17 protein-coding genes are annotated in these 17,059 nt (G+C 68.5%); 4 read left to right on the forward strand and 13 right to left on the reverse strand.

The features are described 5' to 3' along the window. Window positions 1-10 precede the first annotated feature (10 nt). The 4 genes from glnQ to ACPTTC_RS27510 all read right to left on the reverse strand — a co-directional run bounded on the left by glnQ (window position 11) and on the right by ACPTTC_RS27510 (window position 6,418). Entirely contained in the window at window positions 11-739 is a 729-nt protein-coding gene (gene glnQ / locus ACPTTC_RS27495; RefSeq protein ID WP_059237091.1) for a glutamine ABC transporter ATP-binding protein GlnQ, read from the reverse strand. Next, window positions 736-1,392: a glutamine ABC transporter permease GlnP gene (gene glnP, locus ACPTTC_RS27500; RefSeq protein WP_059607785.1), complete on the reverse strand. Its 657-nt coding sequence runs from the start codon at window positions 1,390-1,392 to the stop codon at window positions 736-738. The genes glnQ and glnP overlap by 4 nt, the downstream gene beginning before the upstream one ends. A gap of 66 nt (window positions 1,393-1,458) precedes the next feature. Then, window positions 1,459-2,211: a glutamine ABC transporter substrate-binding protein GlnH gene (glnH, locus tag ACPTTC_RS27505; RefSeq protein WP_423394737.1), complete on the reverse strand. Its 753-nt coding sequence runs from the start codon at window positions 2,209-2,211 to the stop codon at window positions 1,459-1,461. Between the two features lie 667 nt (window positions 2,212-2,878). Next, complete coding sequence (locus ACPTTC_RS27510) at window positions 2,879-6,418, reverse strand: ATP-binding cassette domain-containing protein (protein WP_423394738.1); 3,540 nt, start codon at window positions 6,416-6,418, stop codon at window positions 2,879-2,881. Window positions 6,419-6,537: 119 nt separating this feature from the next. Between ACPTTC_RS27510 and ACPTTC_RS27515 the strand changes: the two genes are divergently transcribed. Beyond that, the gene (locus ACPTTC_RS27515; protein ID WP_423394739.1) at window positions 6,538-7,500 is read left to right on the forward strand and encodes a LysR family transcriptional regulator; all 963 of its coding nucleotides are present in this window, start codon (window positions 6,538-6,540) and stop codon (window positions 7,498-7,500) included. A gap of 27 nt (window positions 7,501-7,527) precedes the next feature. Here ACPTTC_RS27515 and ACPTTC_RS27520 read toward each other — a convergent pair whose 3' ends face one another. Beyond that, window positions 7,528-7,899, reverse strand: coding sequence for an MAPEG family protein (locus ACPTTC_RS27520; protein WP_423394740.1), 372 nt, complete (start codon window positions 7,897-7,899; stop codon window positions 7,528-7,530). A gap of 297 nt (window positions 7,900-8,196) precedes the next feature. Here ACPTTC_RS27520 and alr point away from each other — a divergent pair, with 297 nt between their 5' ends. After that, window positions 8,197-9,318, forward strand: coding sequence for an alanine racemase (gene alr, locus ACPTTC_RS27525; protein ID WP_423394741.1), 1,122 nt, complete (start codon window positions 8,197-8,199; stop codon window positions 9,316-9,318). A 147-nt stretch (window positions 9,319-9,465) separates the two neighbouring features. Here the strand turns inward: alr and ACPTTC_RS27530 are convergent, their stop codons facing one another. Both ACPTTC_RS27530 and ACPTTC_RS27535 read right to left on the reverse strand, forming a co-directional pair. Next, window positions 9,466-10,260, reverse strand: a complete 795-nt coding sequence (locus ACPTTC_RS27530; RefSeq protein ID WP_423394742.1) for an enoyl-CoA hydratase — start codon at window positions 10,258-10,260, stop codon at window positions 9,466-9,468. Window positions 10,261-10,450: 190 nt separating this feature from the next. Beyond that, entirely contained in the window at window positions 10,451-11,872 is a 1,422-nt protein-coding gene (locus ACPTTC_RS27535) for an MFS transporter (protein WP_423394743.1), read from the reverse strand. Window positions 11,873-12,005: 133 nt separating this feature from the next. Here ACPTTC_RS27535 and ACPTTC_RS27540 point away from each other — a divergent pair, with 133 nt between their 5' ends. Then, complete coding sequence (locus ACPTTC_RS27540) at window positions 12,006-12,887, forward strand: LysR family transcriptional regulator (RefSeq protein ID WP_069261119.1); 882 nt, start codon at window positions 12,006-12,008, stop codon at window positions 12,885-12,887. A gap of 16 nt (window positions 12,888-12,903) precedes the next feature. Here the strand turns inward: ACPTTC_RS27540 and ACPTTC_RS27545 are convergent, their stop codons facing one another. Together ACPTTC_RS27545 and ACPTTC_RS27550 are read right to left on the reverse strand one after the other, a co-directional pair. Beyond that, a complete protein-coding gene (locus tag ACPTTC_RS27545) occupies window positions 12,904-13,362 on the reverse strand; it encodes a DUF3592 domain-containing protein (RefSeq protein ID WP_423394744.1) in 459 nt (152 codons plus the stop codon). Between the two features lie 10 nt (window positions 13,363-13,372). Continuing rightward, window positions 13,373-13,957 (reverse strand): hypothetical protein, encoded by a 585-nt coding sequence (locus tag ACPTTC_RS27550; RefSeq protein ID WP_423394745.1) that lies wholly within the window; start codon window positions 13,955-13,957, stop codon window positions 13,373-13,375. A 192-nt stretch (window positions 13,958-14,149) separates the two neighbouring features. Here ACPTTC_RS27550 and ACPTTC_RS27555 point away from each other — a divergent pair, with 192 nt between their 5' ends. Next, complete coding sequence (locus tag ACPTTC_RS27555) at window positions 14,150-14,305, forward strand: hypothetical protein (protein ID WP_423394746.1); 156 nt, start codon at window positions 14,150-14,152, stop codon at window positions 14,303-14,305. 40 nt (window positions 14,306-14,345) lie between these two features. Here the strand turns inward: ACPTTC_RS27555 and ACPTTC_RS27560 are convergent, their stop codons facing one another. The 4 genes from ACPTTC_RS27560 to ACPTTC_RS27575 are packed head-to-tail and all read right to left on the reverse strand — an operon-like array spanning window position 14,346 to window position 17,053. Further along, window positions 14,346-14,711 carry a response regulator gene (locus ACPTTC_RS27560; protein ID WP_011355572.1) on the reverse strand — a complete coding sequence of 122 codons (366 nt, stop codon included), beginning with the start codon at window positions 14,709-14,711 and terminating at the stop codon, window positions 14,346-14,348. Window positions 14,712-14,751: 40 nt separating this feature from the next. Further along, complete coding sequence (locus ACPTTC_RS27565; protein WP_423394747.1) at window positions 14,752-15,711, reverse strand: chemotaxis protein CheX; 960 nt, start codon at window positions 15,709-15,711, stop codon at window positions 14,752-14,754. 32 nt (window positions 15,712-15,743) lie between these two features. After that, window positions 15,744-16,316 (reverse strand): hypothetical protein, encoded by a 573-nt coding sequence (locus ACPTTC_RS27570; RefSeq protein ID WP_423394748.1) that lies wholly within the window; start codon window positions 16,314-16,316, stop codon window positions 15,744-15,746. After that, window positions 16,313-17,053, reverse strand: coding sequence for a methyl-accepting chemotaxis protein (locus ACPTTC_RS27575; RefSeq protein ID WP_423395725.1), 741 nt, complete (start codon window positions 17,051-17,053; stop codon window positions 16,313-16,315). The genes ACPTTC_RS27570 and ACPTTC_RS27575 overlap by 4 nt, the downstream gene beginning before the upstream one ends. Window positions 17,054-17,059: the final 6 nt, after the last annotated feature.

Here is a 17,059-nt window from a genome sequence, read left to right on the forward strand (position 1 = left end):
TCGATATCGTTCAGGACACGTGTTTCAGGAATTCCTTCAGGCGCGGCGTCGGCGGCCGGTCGATCAGGTCGACCGGATGGCCGTCCTCGGCAATCCCGCCCTGATCCATGAACAGCAGGCGCGTGCCGACCCGTTTCGCAAAGCCGATCTCGTGCGTGACGACGATCATCGTCATCCCTTCGGTAGCCAGATCCTGCATCACTTTCAGCACTTCGTGGCGCAATTCCGGATCGAGCGCCGAGGTCGGCTCATCGAACAGCATCAGCCGCGGCCGGATCGCGAGCGCGCGCGCAATCGCGACACGCTGCTGCTGGCCGCCCGACAGCTCCGACGGATAATGATTCGCGCGCGATTCGAGGCCGACCTTGTCGAGCAGCGCCATCGCCTGGTCACGCGCGTCGGCACGCGATGCGCCGCGTACCTGGATCGGCCCGAACATCACGTTCTCGAGTGCGGTCATCTGCGGAAACAGGTTGAACTGCTGGAACACCATGCCGGCTTCGAGCCGGATGTTGCGGATCGTCGTCGCGTTGCCGCGCACGCTCTGGCCGTCGACGAGCAATTCGCCGCCGGTGATTTTCTCGAGCGCGTTGATACAACGCAGCATCGTCGACTTGCCCGAGCCGGACGGGCCGATCACGACGACCACCTCGCCCGCGTCGATCTTCAGGTCGATGTGCTTCAGCACCGGCACGTGGCCGAAGCTCTTCGACACGTTCTGGAATTCGATCATGCTCATAGGATGCGCATCCTCTTCTCGACGAGCCGCAGCGTCAGCGTCATGGCGCCGGTCAGCAGCAGATAGATGACGGCCACCGCCGTCCAGATCTCGACCGCCTGGAAATTGCCCGCGATGATTTCCTGCCCCTTGCGCGTCAGTTCGCCGACGCCGATCACGATGAACAGCGACGTGTCCTTCAGGCTCACGATGCACTGGTTGCCGAGCGGCGGAATCAGGCGCCGGAACGCGAGCGGCCCGACCACCTTCAGCAGCACGCGCGGCATCGACAAGCCCATCGCGAGCCCCGCTTCCGTCAGCCCCTTCGGGATCGACAGCAGCGCGCCGCGCACCACTTCCGCGAGATACGCGCCGGAATTCACCGTGATCGCGATGATCGCGGCCGTCAGGCCGTCGATGCGGATATGCGCGAGCAACGGCAGCGCGAAATACAGGAACATCACCTGCACGACGATCGGCGTGCCGCGGATCAATTCGATATAAACCTGTGCGAGCACGTTCATCGCCTTCGGTCCGTATGCGCGGAACATGCCCGCGATCATCCCGACGACGAAGCCGCCCACCAGCCCGAAAAATGCGATGAACACCGTCAACCGGACCCCGTCCATCAGGTCCGGCAACGCCGCCCAGATCGCCGACCAATCGAAATTCACTTGTCGCTCCCCGTTCGATTCAAGACCGGCGCGGCCGCACGGCCGCGCGCTGTTGCGGCGTCACGCTCACATCTTCGGCGGCTCGGCGCCGAACCACTTCTTGTAGATCTGCGCGTAGCGGCCGTCGGCCCGGATCTTCATGAGCGACGCGTTGACCTTCGGCACGAGCGGGCTGCCCTTCGGGAAGCCGATCCCGTACTTGTCGCCGCTGACCGGCTGGCCCGCGACCTTCACCTTGCCCTTGCCTTCGTTGTTCACGAAGAACAGCACGTTCGGCGTGTCGTGCATCGCCGCATCGACGCGGCCGGCTTCGAGCGCGAGGTACGCCTGGTCGATGTTCGGGAACTGGCGGATCTCCTTCGGTTTCAGGTGCGCCTTGATCCAGTCGATCGTCGCCGTGCCTGTTTTCGCGGCGATCACCTTGCCGTTCAGGTCGTCGATCGACTTGATCGTCGTGTTGCCGGTCTGGACCATCGCCGCGAGACCGCTGTCGTAGTACGGCGCGGAGAAGTCGATCGCCTTCTTGCGCTCTTCCTTGATCGTCATCCCCGACAGCGCGACGTCGATGTTCTGCGTCTGCAGCGCCGGGATCAGGCCCGCGAAATCCATCGGCTGGATCGAGTATTTCCAGCCCTGGTCCTTCGCGATCTCCGCCCACAGGTCGAGATCGAAGCCGACGTACTTGTCGCCCTGCTTGAACTCGAACGGCATGAACGACGTGTCGGTGCCGACGACGAGCGTCCTGGTATCCGCGTGTGCGAGGCTTGCGCCGAGCGCGGCAACGACCGCGACGGCTTTCAGGAAGGAACGGCGACTCATGGTTTCTCTCCGCATGATTGAGCGATGTGACCGGCCGGACGGCCGGCGGGACGACGACATCAAGCCGCACCGCAACATGCGATGCCGAATTAGACATTAGTGCAACATGTGTTGTCAACGGCGATACTACGACAACAAAAAAGTCCGCAACGGATAAATGCATCGAGACAAACCCGCGACGTGCGAGGCAGATAAATCGGAGGAAAGGGAATGCGGCCCGGGGGCAAAGCGGCCGGGCCGAGCCGGGCCGGATCATGCCGCGCGGGTCGATGGCGATGTCTGACGAACAGTTGGCGGTGACTGGCGCGGACCGGCAGGTTTGCCGCGCCGGGCGTCACGCGCGAGAGGAGGATAGCGGCGCAACCGCGCGGCGCGGATCGCCACCGCCAGCGCGCTTGTCGGTCCGCTTGTCGCCCGCTTGTCGGTCCGCTTGTCGCCCGCTTGTCGCCCGCTTGTCGCCCGCTTGTCGCCCGCTTGTCGCCCGCTTGTCGCCCGCTTGTCAGCCCGTTTTTCAGCGCGTCTGTCAGCGCGGATCGTCAGCGCTTCGACGCGCGGCGTCGTGCCGGGGCGGTTGCCCCCGCGATGCCGGCAATCGCCGGTGCGGCTCAACGAATGTTGCGGAATGCGCGCGGCCCAGCCGGTCGGCCGCGCACCGATGCAGCGCCGCTTACGCCGCTACCCCGCTCGCCTGATGCGACACGAGCCGCGCATACGCACCCTGCCGCGCGATCAGGTCGGCATGCCGTCCGGCTTCGATCACGCTGCCGTGTTCCATCACGAGGATCAGGTCGGCATTGCGCACGGTCGACAGCCGGTGCGCGATGATGATCGACGTGCGCTGCGTCATCAGGTCTTCCAGCGCCGCACGGATCTGCTGCTCGCTGATCGTGTCCAGATGGGACGTCGCTTCGTCGAGGATCAGCACCGGCGCATCCTTCAGGAACGCGCGCGCAATCGCGACACGCTGGCGCTGGCCACCCGACAGTTGCACGCCGCGCTCGCCGACGCGCGTCGCGAGCCCGTCCGGCAGCCTCGCGACGAATTCGCCGAGCGCCGCATGGTCTATCGCGCGCCGCACGTCCGCGTCGGACGCGTCGTTCGCGGCGAGCCGGATGTTCGCTTCGAGCGTGTCGTTGAACAGGTAGGTATCCTGCGCAACCAGCGCGATGTGCTGCCGCAGGTCGTCGAGCCGCAAGTCGCGCAGGTCGACGCCGCCGAGCGTCACGCGGCCCTGCTGCGGATCCCAGAAGCGCAGCAGCAGGCTCGCGACCGTCGACTTGCCGGCGCCCGACGCACCGACCAGCGCGATCGTGCTGCCGGGCGGCACCTCGAAGCTCACGCGGTCGATCGCGGGCACGCTGCGGCCCGGGTACGTGAAGGACACGGCCTCGAAACGCACCGCCGGATCGGCAGGCATCGCAAGCGTGCCGTCCGTCACCGGCACCGGCTCCTTCTCCAGCGCGCGCAAACGGCGCGTCGACGCGATCGTGTCGGCGAGCTGGCGCGCGACCTGGCCGATTTCGGCCACCGGCATGAAGGCGGCCACCGCGACCAGCACCAGCAGCGGCAACGACTCGCGCGGAAACCAGCCGCGTGCGCACAGCAGCGCGCCGAGCGCCGCGACGACCAGCCCGCCGAGCCCGCTCGCGATCTCCAGCGCGGCGCTCTGCGCCGACAGGTCGTCGAGCAGCTTCGCGCGTTGCTTGCGGTACGCATCGACTTCGGCCACGAACGCTGCGCGCCGGCGCGCGACGGCCTGGAACGCGGTCAGCTCCGCGAGCCCCTGGATCGTTTCGGTCAGGTGCGCGCCGAGCTGGCCAAGCGCTTCGCGTGCGCCGGTGCCGAGCCGGTCGACATCGCGCCGCGCCAGCACCGGCGCGAGCCCGGCCCACGACAGGAACGGCAGCAGCACGAGCGCGAGCGGCCAGGCCACCGACGCAAGCAGCACCAGCACGGCGGCCGGCACGAGCACCGCGACGAATGCGGGCGCCAGCGTGTGCGCATAGAAATACTCGACGGTCTCGACGTCCTGCGTCGCGAGCGACACGAGATCGCCGGATCGGCGGCGCAGCAGCCCGGCCGGCGCGAGGCGTTCGAGCGTCCCGAACAGCGCGATGCGCATCTCCGCGAGCAGCCGGTACGCCATGTCATGCGCAAGCCACGATTCGAGCCAGTGCAGCACGGCCGCCACCGGTGCGATCACGAGCAGCGCGGTGACGAGCGCCGGGCTCACGTGGCCGCCCGGCACCGCGCCGACCACCCGCGCGCCGATCACGCCGACGCCGATGAACGCGAGCACGCGGCCGATCCCGAACAACACCGTCAGCACGACCTTGCCCGTCCACGGACGCACGAAGCGCAGCAGCGTCCGCAGGGTTTCCGGCCAGCCGATCTCCGCCGCATCGTCGTTCAGCGGCCGCACCTGCGGCCCCGACGACGCGCGCGCGGTCGCGCCGGCCGTCGTCGCCACGCCGACCGATTCGGCGACCGCTTCCAGTTGCGGCCCCATCAGCCGGCGATACGGGCCGTCACGCGCGATCAGCGCCGCGTGCGTGCCCTCGTCGACCACCTGCCCCTGGTCGAGCACCAGGATGCGGTCGGCGCCGATCACGCTGGACAGCCGGTGCGCGAGCACGAGCGTGGTCCGCCCGCGCGTGAGCCGGTCGAGCGCCTGCTGGATCAGCGCTTCGTTCTCCGCGTCGACCGACGACAGCGCCTCGTCGAGCAGCAGGATCGGCGCATCGCGCAGCAGCGCGCGGGCAATCGCGAGGCGCTGGCGCTGGCCGCCCGACAGCATGAGCCCGCGTTCGCCGATGCGCGTCGCGTAGCCGTCGGGCAGCGCCGAGATGAAATCGTGCGCGTTGGCGGCGCGCGCCGCGGCGATCATGTCCGCGTCGCTCGCATCGGGGCGGCCGAGCCGCAGGTTGTCGGCGACGCTGCCGTCGAACAGCGTCGCATCCTGCGCGACGACCGCGATCATCTCGCGCACCTGGCCGGCATCGAGCGTGCGCACGTCGTGACCGCCGATGCGGATCACGCCGCCCTGCGCATCGTGCTGGCGCAGCAGCAGGCGCACGATGGTCGACTTGCCCGCGCCGCTCGGCCCGACGATCGCCACCGTCTCGCCCTCGCGCACCGAGAAGCTCAGCGCCGCATGCGCGCCGGCGCGGCGCCCCGGATACGCGAAGCTGACGGCGTCGAACCCGATCTCCGGCCGCAGGCCCGGCACGCGCGGCGCATCGGCGGCCGGCGCGTGGCTGCCGGCGTCGAGCAGCGCGTGGATCGCATTCGCCGCCGACTGGCCGATCATCCCCTGGTGCAGCACGGAACGCAGGTCGCGCAGCGGCCGGAAAATTTCGCTGCCGGCCATCAGCACGATCAGCAGCGCCTCGAGGCTCATGTCGCCGTGCCGCACGCGCCACGCGCCGACCGCGATGGCAACGGCCGCGCCGAGGCCGGTGCCGAGATCGGTAAAGAGCCGCGTCAGCAGGCCGAGTGCGAGCACCCAGAACGTGCTGTCGGACAGCGCGCGCGCCTTCGCGGCCAGCTTCGCGCCGAATGCCGTGCCTTGCCCGAACGCCTTCAGCGTCGGCAGGCCTTGCACTGCGTCGAGAAACTCCTCGCCGAAAGCCTTGAACGCGGCCGAACGCGCGAGCGCCGCACGCTTGTCGGCGCGATGCACGAGCTGCGGCAACGCAAGCGTGACGAGCGCCGCGACCAGCAGGATCGCGGCCGTCGGCACGTCCCACCACGCGAGCACCGCGAAGATCATCACCGGCGCGCAGGCGGCGATCACGAGCTGCGGCAGGTAGGTGCCGAAAAAGGTCTGCAGCTGCTCGACGCCGTCGACGACGGCCAGCATCACGCCGCCCGTGCGCTCACCGCTGAACCATGCGGGGCCGAGCGCCGCGATCCGGTCGAACAGCCGCGCGCGCAGCGTGGCCTGCACGCGCCCGGCCGTGTGCTGCGCGAGCACCGTGCGGCGATGGTCGAGCCATGCACGCAGCAGCACGCAGGCCGCCGTTGCAACGACGGCTTCGCCGATGCTGCGCGCCGGCGCGCCGGAAAACACCAGCGCCAGCACGCGGCCGAGAAAGACGAAGCGCAGGATCCCGACACCCATCGCGAGCAGGCCGAGCGCGACGGCCGCGGCAACCCGCCAGCGCAGTCCCGCCATCATTGCCCATAGTCGTCGGTCGAAATACATGAAGCCCTCCAGTCGTGTCTGATGACGTTTTTTCTTGACCGGATCGAGGCTACCCGCGCGGCCCGCGCGCGGCAAAAGATGATTTTTCAACGGGTGTTGAGTCAACTACAATACCCCGCATGTCGCACCTCCCTCCCCTCGGCGCATTGCGGGCTTTCGAGGCGGCCGTCCGCCTCGGCGGGTTCGCGCGCGCGGCGGTCGAGCTGAACGTGTCGACGAGCGCGGTCAGTCACCAGATCCGCACGCTCGAGGAATCGCTCGGCGCGCGGCTGCTCGAACGCAGCACGGGGCTCGGCGGCATCAGCGTCACGCCGGCCGGCGCACGCCTGCTGCCGGCGGTCAGCGATGCGCTGTCGCGGCTGACCGACGCCTGCGCCGACATTCGCGGCACCGCGCAACGGCTCACCGTCTCCGCCAACGCACCGTTTTCGGCGATGTGGCTCGCACGCCGCCTCGCGGAATTCTCGTCGCTTCATCCCGAAACGCCGCTGCATGCCGTCGTGCTCGACGACGAACCGGATTACGCGCGCAGCGGCGTCGATCTGGCGATCGTGCACGTGCCCGCGCACCGGCTGCGGGCCGACGACGACGTGCTGATGCAGGAGACCGTGTTCCCGGTATGCAGCCCCGAGCTGTTTCCGTACGCATCGGGGCACGTGTGCCGCTCGCGGCTGCTGCAGGAGATGCACGAGGACAGCCCCGAGATCGACTGGCGCAACTGGGCATCCGAATTCGGCTTGCCGGGCGACTTCGAGACGAAGATCGTCCGTTACAGCAGTTTCAGCCAGGTGATCGGCGCGGCGGTCGGCGGCGCGGGCATCGCGCTCGGCCGCATGCCGCTGATCGAGCCGGAGCTGCGCAGCGGGCGCCTGGTGCCGTTGAAGCCGGGCATCGAACGCACTGCGTCGTGGCGCTTCGTGCTGCGCCGCAACCCGTCGACGCGGCACCGGTTGCTCGATCCGCTGATCGAGTTCCTGCGCCGCGAAGCGGAAGCGGAAGCGGCACCGGTCGCTGGCCCGATCGTTGCGCCCGCATCCAACGACAGTCTCGTGCGCGGCACGGGCGGCGCGACCGGCAAGTAACGCGCCGGCCTCGCCCGCATGCGCCGCTTACGGCACAGCGAAGAACAGCGCGACCACGCACGCCATCCCGCCAAACCACACGAGCGAACGCAGCGATGCCCAGTTCAGCAGGTACATCAGCATATAGACGACGCGGATCGCGACGAATGCCATCGCAAGCTGGTCGACGCGATGCAGGTTCGCGCCGTTGTGCCACGCGACCACCAGCGCGGCCGTGAACAGCGCGAGCGCCTCCCACGCGTTCTGGTGCGCGGCCTGCGCGCGGGCGCGCCAGCCTTCGAGCTTCGCCAGGTAGTCGCGCGGCGCGCGGTTGTCGTAGCCCTTGCGGGCTTTCGCGAGAAACGTCATCGAAAACGGCAACAGCGCCACGATGAACAGGCACAGCTGGGACGTCGTCATCAAAAGTCTCCTCCTTTATGATTACATTGATCAATGACAAGATCGCCGAGAGCTTAGCATTGCGCCGTGCCGTTCACGCACCGGTTTTCTAGACGGGAGACTCGGCTGGAGCGGTCGCCGGCCGTCGCGGCCAGCCTGGTCGGGCACCACAATTTCCACCAAATCATCGACAAAAACGTTAATTAAAACTGGTCGAACACCAATAAGATAGCGCTCAACACTGGCCCGGCGCATTGTCGCGCCAGGCCGCCGCGCGCCGCCGCGCGCACCGAACGACATCCGACCCGAGACATCGCCATGCCCCGTCCCATCGTCGCCCATATCCGCCCCGACGCTGTCCGCCACAACCTCGACTTCATCCGCCGCACCGCCGCGCGATCGCGCGTGTGGGGCGTGATCAAGGCCAACGCATATGGCCACGGCATCGAGCGGATCTACCCGGGCCTCGCCGCCGCCGACGGCATCGCGCTGCTCGATCTCGACGAAGCCGTGCGCGTGCGCGAGCTCGGCTGGGACAAGCCCGTGCTGCTGCTCGAAGGGATCTTCGAGCCGGCCGACGTCGACCTCGCCGATCGGAACCGCCTGACGGTCGCCGTGCACTGCGACGAACAGCTCGACCTGCTGATCGCGGCAAAGCCGCGGCAGCCGATCGACATCCAGCTCAAGATGAACTCCGGGATGAACCGGCTCGGCTACCGGCCTGCCGCTTTCCGTGCCGCGTGGGAACGTGCGGCCAACGCGCCGTCGATCGGCAAGATCACGCTGATGATGCATTTCGCGAACGCCGACGAAGGCGAAGTCGACTGGCAGCTCGACCAGTTCGATGCGGCCACGGCGGGGATTCCGGGCGAGCGCTCGACGTCGAATTCGGCCGCCGTGCTGTGGCATCCGCGCGCACACCGCGACTGGGTGCGGCCCGGCACGATCCTGTACGGTGCATCGCCGACGGGTGCGGCGCGGGATATCGCCGACACGCCGCTGATGGCCGCGATGACGCTCACCAGCAAGATCATCGGCGTGCAGACGATCGCGCCGGAAGAAACCGTCGGCTACGGCCGCCGCTTCACGGCCGACCGGGCGATGCGGATCGGCGTCGTCGCATGCGGCTATGCGGACGGCTATCCGCGCCACGCCCCGACCGGCACGCCGATCGCGGTGGACGGCGTGATGACGCGCGTCGTCGGCCGCGTGTCGATGGACATGCTGACCGTCGACCTGACGCAGTGCCCGAACGCGGGCATCGGGTCGAGCGTCGAGCTGTGGGGCGACCAGGTCAAGGTAGATGACGTGGCGCAAGCCAGCGGCACGATCGGCTACGAGCTGATGTGCGCGCTCGCGCAGCGTGTGCCGGTCGTGATCGTGCCGCCGGGTGCGTCGAGCGAACAGCCCGCGCTGCGCACCGGTAGCTACGGGCGCTGACCGGCGTCGATGCGGCGGCGCGGTTGCATCGCCTCGCCTGCCGCGTGATTCGCGGGCCGCCTCGGGCGGCCCGTTTGCTTTCCGGCGGGCAGGACACGCGTGGATGACTGCCCTTGCGCTCCGTTCGGCGCGCCATCCGGCGACGCACTACGCGCGCCACGTCGGCTTGCGCTTCTCGAGGAACGCGTCGATGCCTTCGCCCGCATCCTCTTCCATCATGTTGCGCGCCATCACGTCGCCCGCATACGCGTAGGCTTCGTCGAGCGGCAACTCGCGCTGGCGATAGAACATCTGCTTGCCGTAACGCACCGCGGCCGGGCTCTTCCCGACGATCTCCGCAACCTTGCGTGCGACGGCCGCATCGAGCGCGTCCTCGGGCACGGCCTCGTTGACGAGCCCCCACGCGGCGGCCGTCGCCGCATCGACGAAGCGCCCGGTCATCAGCATGTCGAACGCACGCTTCGCCGTGACGTTGCGGCTCAACGCAACGGCCGGCGTCGAACAGAACAACCCCACGTTGATGCCCGATACCGCGAAGCGCGCGGTATCGGCCGCGATCGCCAGGTCGCACGCGGCGACGAGCTGGCAGCCGGCCGCCGTCGCAATGCCGTGCACGCGTGCGATGACCGGCACCGGCAACGCGCGCATCGCGAGCATCACGCGGCTGCATTGCGCGAACAGCGCGCGGTAGTAGTCGAGTTCGGGCTTGCTGCGCATCTGCCGCAGGTCGTGGCCCGCGCAGAACGCCTTGCCTTCGGCGGCCAGCACGACGCAGCGCACGCCCGGATCGGCCGCGAGCGACGCAAACGCATCGTGCAGGCTCGCGAGCATCGCCTCGGACAATGCGTTGAACTGCTGCGGGCGGTTCAGCCGCAGCGTGACGACGCCGTCGCGCGCATCGCGCAACAGGATCGGCCCGGCAGTCTCTTGATCGGATTCCATGATGTTCCGCTCGATGGGGTTCGGCAGGATTCGATGCGGCGCGAACGGGCAGCGATGGTGCGCGCGCGTTCGCGGCATGTCGGTGAAATGGTCCTCCACATTCCGTGCGGCGTCCAGTCCGCGCGGCCGCACGTGCCTGCGCGGTGACCTGCTTGCCACGTACCGCCGTGCGGACCACGCGATTCGCGCGTCAGCGGCTTCGCTGCGCGGGTTTCGCCGTGCCGGCCGTCCGCGCGGCAAGGGCGGCCGTCGCATAGGCGACACAACCGACCGCCGCGACCGCCCACAGCGCGGCGGTCGGATTCGGCAACAGCATCGTCGCGGCGCTGGCGATGGCCACGCCGAACAAGCTACCTGCCTGTCGCGCCGCATTGAGGAATCCCGACGCCACACCCGCCGCGTCCGCGGGCACCTGTTCGAGTACGGTCGCGATCATCGGCGCCACGGACAGCGCGGTCCCAGTGCCGAATGCGGCCATCGCCGTCCAGGCTACCGGCCACGGCGCGCGCAGCGCAAGCGCGGCCGCGAGCGCCGGAACGGCCAGCGCCGCCATCCCGAGACCGTTCGCCATCAGCCGGACCGGGCGCACCCGGCCCTGTAATTTTCCGGACAACAGATTGCCGAACGACAGGCTCAGCGCGAACGGCAACAGCGTCAGCCCCGTCTGCCGCGCACTCATGCCGAAGCGCCCGTGCAGGTACAGGCTCAGCACGAACAGCAAGCCGAAGTAGCCGACATAGACGAGGCTGCCCATCAGGTTCATCGCGACGAAGGTGCGATTGCGAAACCACGCCAGCGGAACCATCGGATCGCGAACACGCCGCTCGATGACGACCAGCGCGGCTGCGGCGAGTCCGGCGACCAGAAGCGCGCACCGGACTTCCGCCGCGCCCGGGCCGCGCGTCGGCAGTTCGATCACGGCAAAACACAGCGCGCCGAGCGCGATCGCACCGACACACTGGCCGGCCCAATCGAAGTGGCGTGTTTGCCGCGCGACCGACGCCCGGACGAGTACGGCCGCCCCGGCAAACGCGACCGCGCCGGTCGGCACATTGATCAGGAACGCGCTGCGCCAGCCGAAATCGTCCACAAGGATGCCGCCCAGCACCGGCCCCACGGCCACCGCAACCGACGCGATGCCCGCCCATACCGCAATCGCCCGCGCCCGCTCGGCAGGCACGTCGAAGGTGCTGCGCACGACCGCGAGGGACGCGGGTAAAAAGAGCGCGGCGCCCATGCCCTGCGCGAGTCGCGCGGCCACGAGGACGGCCACGGACGATGCGAAGCCGCATCCCGCCGATGCGGCGACGAACAGCGCCAGCCCCGCGAGGTAGACGTGCTTGGCGCCGAACCGGTCGGAGAGCGCGCCGCCCGCGAGAATCAGCGCGGCGAAGCTGAGCGTGTACGCGTCGACGATCCACGCGAGCTCCGCGACCGTCGCACCGAGACTCGCGCGCATCGCCGGCAGCGCAACGTTGACGATCGTCGTATCGAGTACCGCCATGAACATTCCGATCGCGACGAGCGCAAGCGTGAAGCGGCGTTCGCGGGCCGTCGGGCGGGCCGCTGCCGTGATGGATACGGGAAGGGAAACAGGATTGCAATCAGGCATGAAACCTCCAGGCAGATGCCGGGAGTCTAGAAACGGCACGCGATGCAGAAAAGTGATAATTTCGCATTTGCCTGATGCAGATATGCATCTCCACTGTCTGCCGCCACCCTGCCCGATGACACTGCCGACCCGCATGAACTGGGACAACGCCCGCTTCTTCCTGGCCCTCGCGCGCACCGGCACGCTGCGCGGCGCCGCGGCGCAACTGAACGTCGATCAGGCGACGGTGGGGCGTCGGATCGCCGCGCTCGAAGACGAACTCTCGGCCCGCCTGTTTCTCCGAACCCCGGCCCTCTATGTGCTGACGACCGCCGGCGAAGCGTTGCTCGAGCCCGCCGAAACGATGGAACGGGCGTCGCTCACGATCGAGCGGCGCGTGATGGGCCTCGACGAGCAGCTTGCCGGGTCCGTGCGAATCGCCACGACCGACACGCTCGGCAAGCGTTTCGTGATTCCCGCCATCGCCAGCTTGCGGCGCAGGCATGCCGGCATCGACGTCGTGTGCGTGACGTCGGCCGAGATCGCCAATCTCACGCGCCGCGAAGCGGATCTCGCGATTCGCACGTTGCGGCCGGAATCGCCGGACCTGATCGTCAGGCGGCTCGGTCATCTCGAAACGGGCATCTACGCATCGCGCCGCTACTTGGCCGAGCGTGGCGAACCGGCCGCGGGCAGCGCGTTCGAAGGACACGATCTGGTGATGTACCAGCAGCCGGTGGTGCCGACGATGTGGGACGCCCTGTGCGGCGAATCGACGTCGCGCGGCCGCGTGATGTTCCAGACATCGTCGACGATGATGCTGGTCGAAGCCGCACTTGCGGGGCTCGGCATCGCGGAGCTGCCGTGCTTTCGCGCCGAAACCGAGCCGGAACTGGTGCGCCTCATGCCCCGACGATGCAATCATTTCGACGTGTGGCTCGTCGCGCATGCCGACCTGTACAAGACCGCACGCGTACAGGCGGTGATCGAAGCCGTCGTCGACGAATTCGCGAGCGTCGCGCCGTCGGGCCGGTAACGAACGCGCTACGGCTTCAGCGCGCGGCCGGGATCCGCCTGCCGCGCCATGCACGCACGCCCGACCATACGTGCCCGACGCCGGCCAGGAAAAACAGGGCACCCATCCCGCCGATGGTCAGTACGCCACCCCAGATCGCCCCGAACGTATTCATCCGCGCGCTCATCCTGGGCTCGTCGGGCGTGTAGCGCACCTCGACGGTCGCGCCGTCCTGCACGCTGACCTCGCCGCCCTGCGCGTATTCGACCCGCTCGCCCGCGAGCGTCGTGAACGCGATCTCCGGATGATGCGGGCCTGCGTTCAGCTTGATGACTCGCCCCGGCACGACGATCGAGGTTCGCAGGAATTCGCGCGTCGACTGCGTGTACAGGGCGGTGGCGATCAGCAGGCACGTGCCCGCGACGGTAAACACGACGCCCTTCGCGATCAGCGTCTCCGTCTGCTGCGCGGCGGTGCGGCCGGATCCGGATGCCATCCCGCTCACCTTAGGGGCGTGACCGATAGAACGACACGTCGATCTTCGACTGCGTCTTGCAGCGATACATCACGCCGCGCCCCGTTTCGTCGGTCACCCCTTCATACGGGCCGTTGCAGCCGGTGACCTGGTACTCCGCGAACGGAACGCGCTTGCCGTCCTGCGGCCGGACCAGCACGGGAATGCGCCCCGTCGGGCCGTCGCCGATCGTGCGGACGAGCACCATGCGCGACGCATCGATCGGCGCGGCGGAACGCAGGTAGATCGTGCGCCCCTGCGCGTCGGTCGTGCCTTCGACTTCGAGTTCCCGGTTGTCCTGGGCCGCGCTCGTGTAGAGCGCGAACGCATAGCGCGTGTTCGGCAGCGCCTGCTTCGTCGCGGGGTCGTGCAGCACGAAGTAGCACCCGTTGACGCCTCTGCCGGCCGTTGCCTGCCCGTCGACCTGCACGGGGTGGCACGTGTACGACGAACCGTCGCCGACGGCGGCCTGTTGCGGATTCTGCTGCCCCGTGCCGACGCACCCGCCTGCCAGCACAGCCACCAGCATCGCGCATGCGCCGCGTACGAGCGCTGCCCGATCGATTTTGATTTTCATCGGATGGTGTCCCGTTCCTGAATGTTTGTCCTGAATGCCGAGCGTGCTGCGCAGGTCGCGCAGGCACGCCGCCCTCGGCATCCGGCAGGATACGGACATCGCGGCACGCTGTAAATTGCGCGCGCAGCCGGCCACGCCGCGCCGCGCGGCGACGCGCCGCTCGCGTCGCTGCCGATCGACCACTACGGGCTGATGGGGCTCGCGCAGCGGCTCGCGACACCCGGCCGCATCGAGGGCGTCGCGCGGATCTTCGCGGGGATGATCGTCGTGCAATGGCAGGCGGCCGCGCCACGCGTGCCGGCCACAACCGGCGACGCGGCGGCCACGCCACCCGAACCGCAGCACTGAATGCGCGGGCGGGAGCGGGCGCGCTGCCGCCCGATGTGCGTCAGCCCGCGAGCTTCTTCAGCGCGTCGAGCACCGCGTCGCCCTTGAACGGCTTCACGATCCAGCCCTTCACGCCGGCGGCCTTGCCGCGCTCCTTCATCGCCGGGCTGCTTTCGGTCGTCAGCATCACGACGTTGACCGTCGAGTTCGCCAGCTCGCCGCGGATCTTCTCGACCATCGTCAGGCCGTCCATGTTCGGCATGTTCACGTCGCTGATCACGAGGCGCACGCCGGGCGTCGCCTTGAGCTTCGCGAGGCCGTCCTTGCCGTCCACGGCCGTCGCGACGTCGAGCCCGTGATTGCGCAGGAAGCCCGCGACCTCGTCGCGCACCGTGCCCGAATCGTCGACCACCAGAATCTTTGCCATGTCGTATTCCCCTTCCTTTCCTTGTTGCTGACTTCAATAGTCAAAACAGTTCGAGCTCGCCCGATTCGACCATCGGCCCCACGTCCTGCACCGATTCGCGGAAGTCCTCCGGCGACCAGCTCAGGCTGAACACGAAGCGCTGATCGAGGCAGACGGAACGCCCCGATGCCGGGTCGGTCATCCGGTACTTGAAGCAGAGCTGCGGGCAATCGCCGCCGAACGAGATGAACTTCTGCTTGTGATTGACGACGAGCGGCACCTGCACCGGATGGCGCGCCAGCGCCTCGGCGTCGCCGAGGTAGCGGTTCTTGAACGCGCCCCATACGAGGTTGGTCAGCTCGCCGAGCACGCTGTTCACGTCGCGGAAATCCGGCGCGCGGCCGGCATCGCGCGTGCCGCCGAGCATGTCGAGCAGCGGCTGCTCGCTCGTCTGCAGCAGCATGTAGCCGCGGCACCATGCGCTTTCGAGCGCGATCAGGCTGAACACTTCGCCGAAGATGATCTGGTCGCGCACGATGCACGGTGTCTCGTGCTCGATCGTCATGCCCGGGAACAGGCTGTCGATGCGCGCCTCGGTGATCTCCGAGATGCCGCGCACGAGCGCGTTCGGGTAATCGTGGCCGAACAGGTATTCGTCGATCGCGCGCTTGAGCGGCGTCATGTCGTCGGCGACGTAGGCCGCGCATGCGACGCGCGCGAGCGCCGCCGGCAGCCCGTCGCGCGACGCGAGCGACTCGCGACGCAGGATGATCGGCAACTCGGGGCGCAGCGCATCGATCTGCGTCGCGATGATCGCGCTCTCGGCCGGCGAACCGCCGTAATCCTCGGCCAGCAGGATCGCGCCGAGATCGATGTTCGAGCGCAGCACCTTCAGCAGCCGGTTGCGCCGCACGGTCAGGCCAATCAGGTTGTGCTCGTCGCAGAAACGCTTGATCGCGTCGGCATGCGCGCGACTGTCGTCGAGCACGAGCACCTTGCTGACGGGTTTGTCCAGGGTCATCTCAAGAATTCCTCATGGTCGGTCGGAGTCGATCAGAACAATTCGAGCTCGCCGCCGGTATCCACCGTGGCCGTTTCCGGCACATGGAAATCGACCGGCGCATTCGCGCACACGCACAACGTCGCGCCGACCCGCACGTCGCCGTCGAGCGTCAGGTCGTACGCGGCCACGTGATCGGGCGCCAGCGCCGGCAAGTAGTCGATGCTCGATCCGCTCAGCAGATAAGGCGTCGACATCCCGAGGTCGGGAAACGGTGCGGTCAGCGCCTGATTGATCGCCCCGCAGCACAGGTTCGCGACTTCCATGAACGCTTCGGGCAGCGGCCGCTGGCTGCTCGTGCCCGCCGTCGCGCCGGCGAATTGGCGGCGCGTCGCCTCGTCGTCGCTAAAGCGCAGTGCGAGCAGCAGGCGGAAATGCAGCGCCGAGATCGTCAGCACCGCGACATGCTCGGTCACCTTCGGCTTCGCACGCGGCTTCGCGTGCGCATGATCGTGTGCGGGACCCGCGGCCAGACGGATGTCGCACGCACCGCCGGATGCGAGCCGCGTGCGCGCCGCGTCGAAGAAGATCCGCTCGAAGCCGGCTTTCGCCTGCGCGCTGATCACGCGACGCCTCCTTCGATCCGCGCGTGAAGTTGCCCGGCCAGCGACTCGACGGTCGCGAGCGCGGCCGTGATCATCTTGCCGCCGGCCTGGATGTCCTGGAACGTCGCGGCCGTCACGAGGTCGTTGCGGTTCAGGCTGTCGCGATAGCTGTTCGACAGTTCCTGCGAGCGCGCGGCCAGCCCGCGCACCTCGCTGGCGACGATCGAGAAGCCACGCCCGGCCGTGCCGGCGCGCGCGGCCTCGATCGATGCGTTCAGCGACACGATCGACACGTGCGCGACGATTGCCGACAACTCCTGGTTCTTCGCGCGCATGTCCTGGTTCTGCGTGGTCAGCGAGATCATCTGCTCGTGCCAGCGCTCGAAGGTGCCGGCGAGCCCGCGCAGGCGCGCGGCTTCGTCGGCGATCTTCATCGCGTGCTGCGCCAGCGCGGCGCGATCCGCCGACAGCGCCTGCACGGTATCGCGCTGCGTGCCGGCCGCGGACGTCTCGCGCGCGAGCGCATCCTCGAGCTGAGCCTCGCGCTGCGCCCATGCATCGGACGCCTCCGCATGCGCCGACCTGGCCTCGGCGATGCGCGCATCGGCTGCGTCGAGCGCGCCGCGCAACTGCTCCACGTCGCGTTCGAGCGCCGTCACGAGTCGCTTGCGCGTCAAGCGAAACACGACCGCCGCAACGATCGTGACGACGGCGCCGCCCGCCAGTGCGGCGGCGATCTGGATCATCCACGCCTGCACGATCAC

The organism is Burkholderia mycopellens, assembly GCF_964265025.1.
Lineage (GTDB): Bacteria > Pseudomonadota > Gammaproteobacteria > Burkholderiales > Burkholderiaceae > Burkholderia.

Coding starts and splice junctions, on each gene's coding strand:
- ACPTTC_RS27550 (WP_423394745.1), bottom strand. CDS start 13,957: ATGAAAATCAAAATCGATCGGGCAGCGCTCGTACGCGGCGCATGCGCG.
- ACPTTC_RS27535 (WP_423394743.1), bottom strand. CDS start 11,872: ATGCCTGATTGCAATCCTGTTTCCCTTCCCGTATCCATCACGGCAGCG.
- ACPTTC_RS27530 (WP_423394742.1), bottom strand. CDS start 10,260: ATGGAATCCGATCAAGAGACTGCCGGGCCGATCCTGTTGCGCGATGCG.
- ACPTTC_RS27545 (WP_423394744.1), bottom strand. CDS start 13,362: ATGGCATCCGGATCCGGCCGCACCGCCGCGCAGCAGACGGAGACGCTG.
- ACPTTC_RS27510 (WP_423394738.1), bottom strand. CDS start 6,418: ATGTATTTCGACCGACGACTATGGGCAATGATGGCGGGACTGCGCTGG.
- ACPTTC_RS27565 (WP_423394747.1), bottom strand. CDS start 15,711: ATGACCCTGGACAAACCCGTCAGCAAGGTGCTCGTGCTCGACGACAGT.
- glnQ (WP_059237091.1), bottom strand. CDS start 739: ATGAGCATGATCGAATTCCAGAACGTGTCGAAGAGCTTCGGCCACGTG.
- ACPTTC_RS27560 (WP_011355572.1), bottom strand. CDS start 14,711: ATGGCAAAGATTCTGGTGGTCGACGATTCGGGCACGGTGCGCGACGAG.
- glnH (WP_423394737.1), bottom strand. CDS start 2,211: ATGAGTCGCCGTTCCTTCCTGAAAGCCGTCGCGGTCGTTGCCGCGCTC.
- ACPTTC_RS27540 (WP_069261119.1), top strand. CDS start 12,006: ATGAACTGGGACAACGCCCGCTTCTTCCTGGCCCTCGCGCGCACCGGC.
- ACPTTC_RS27520 (WP_423394740.1), bottom strand. CDS start 7,899: ATGACGACGTCCCAGCTGTGCCTGTTCATCGTGGCGCTGTTGCCGTTT.
- ACPTTC_RS27555 (WP_423394746.1), top strand. CDS start 14,150: ATGGGGCTCGCGCAGCGGCTCGCGACACCCGGCCGCATCGAGGGCGTC.
- ACPTTC_RS27515 (WP_423394739.1), top strand. CDS start 6,538: ATGTCGCACCTCCCTCCCCTCGGCGCATTGCGGGCTTTCGAGGCGGCC.
- alr (WP_423394741.1), top strand. CDS start 8,197: ATGCCCCGTCCCATCGTCGCCCATATCCGCCCCGACGCTGTCCGCCAC.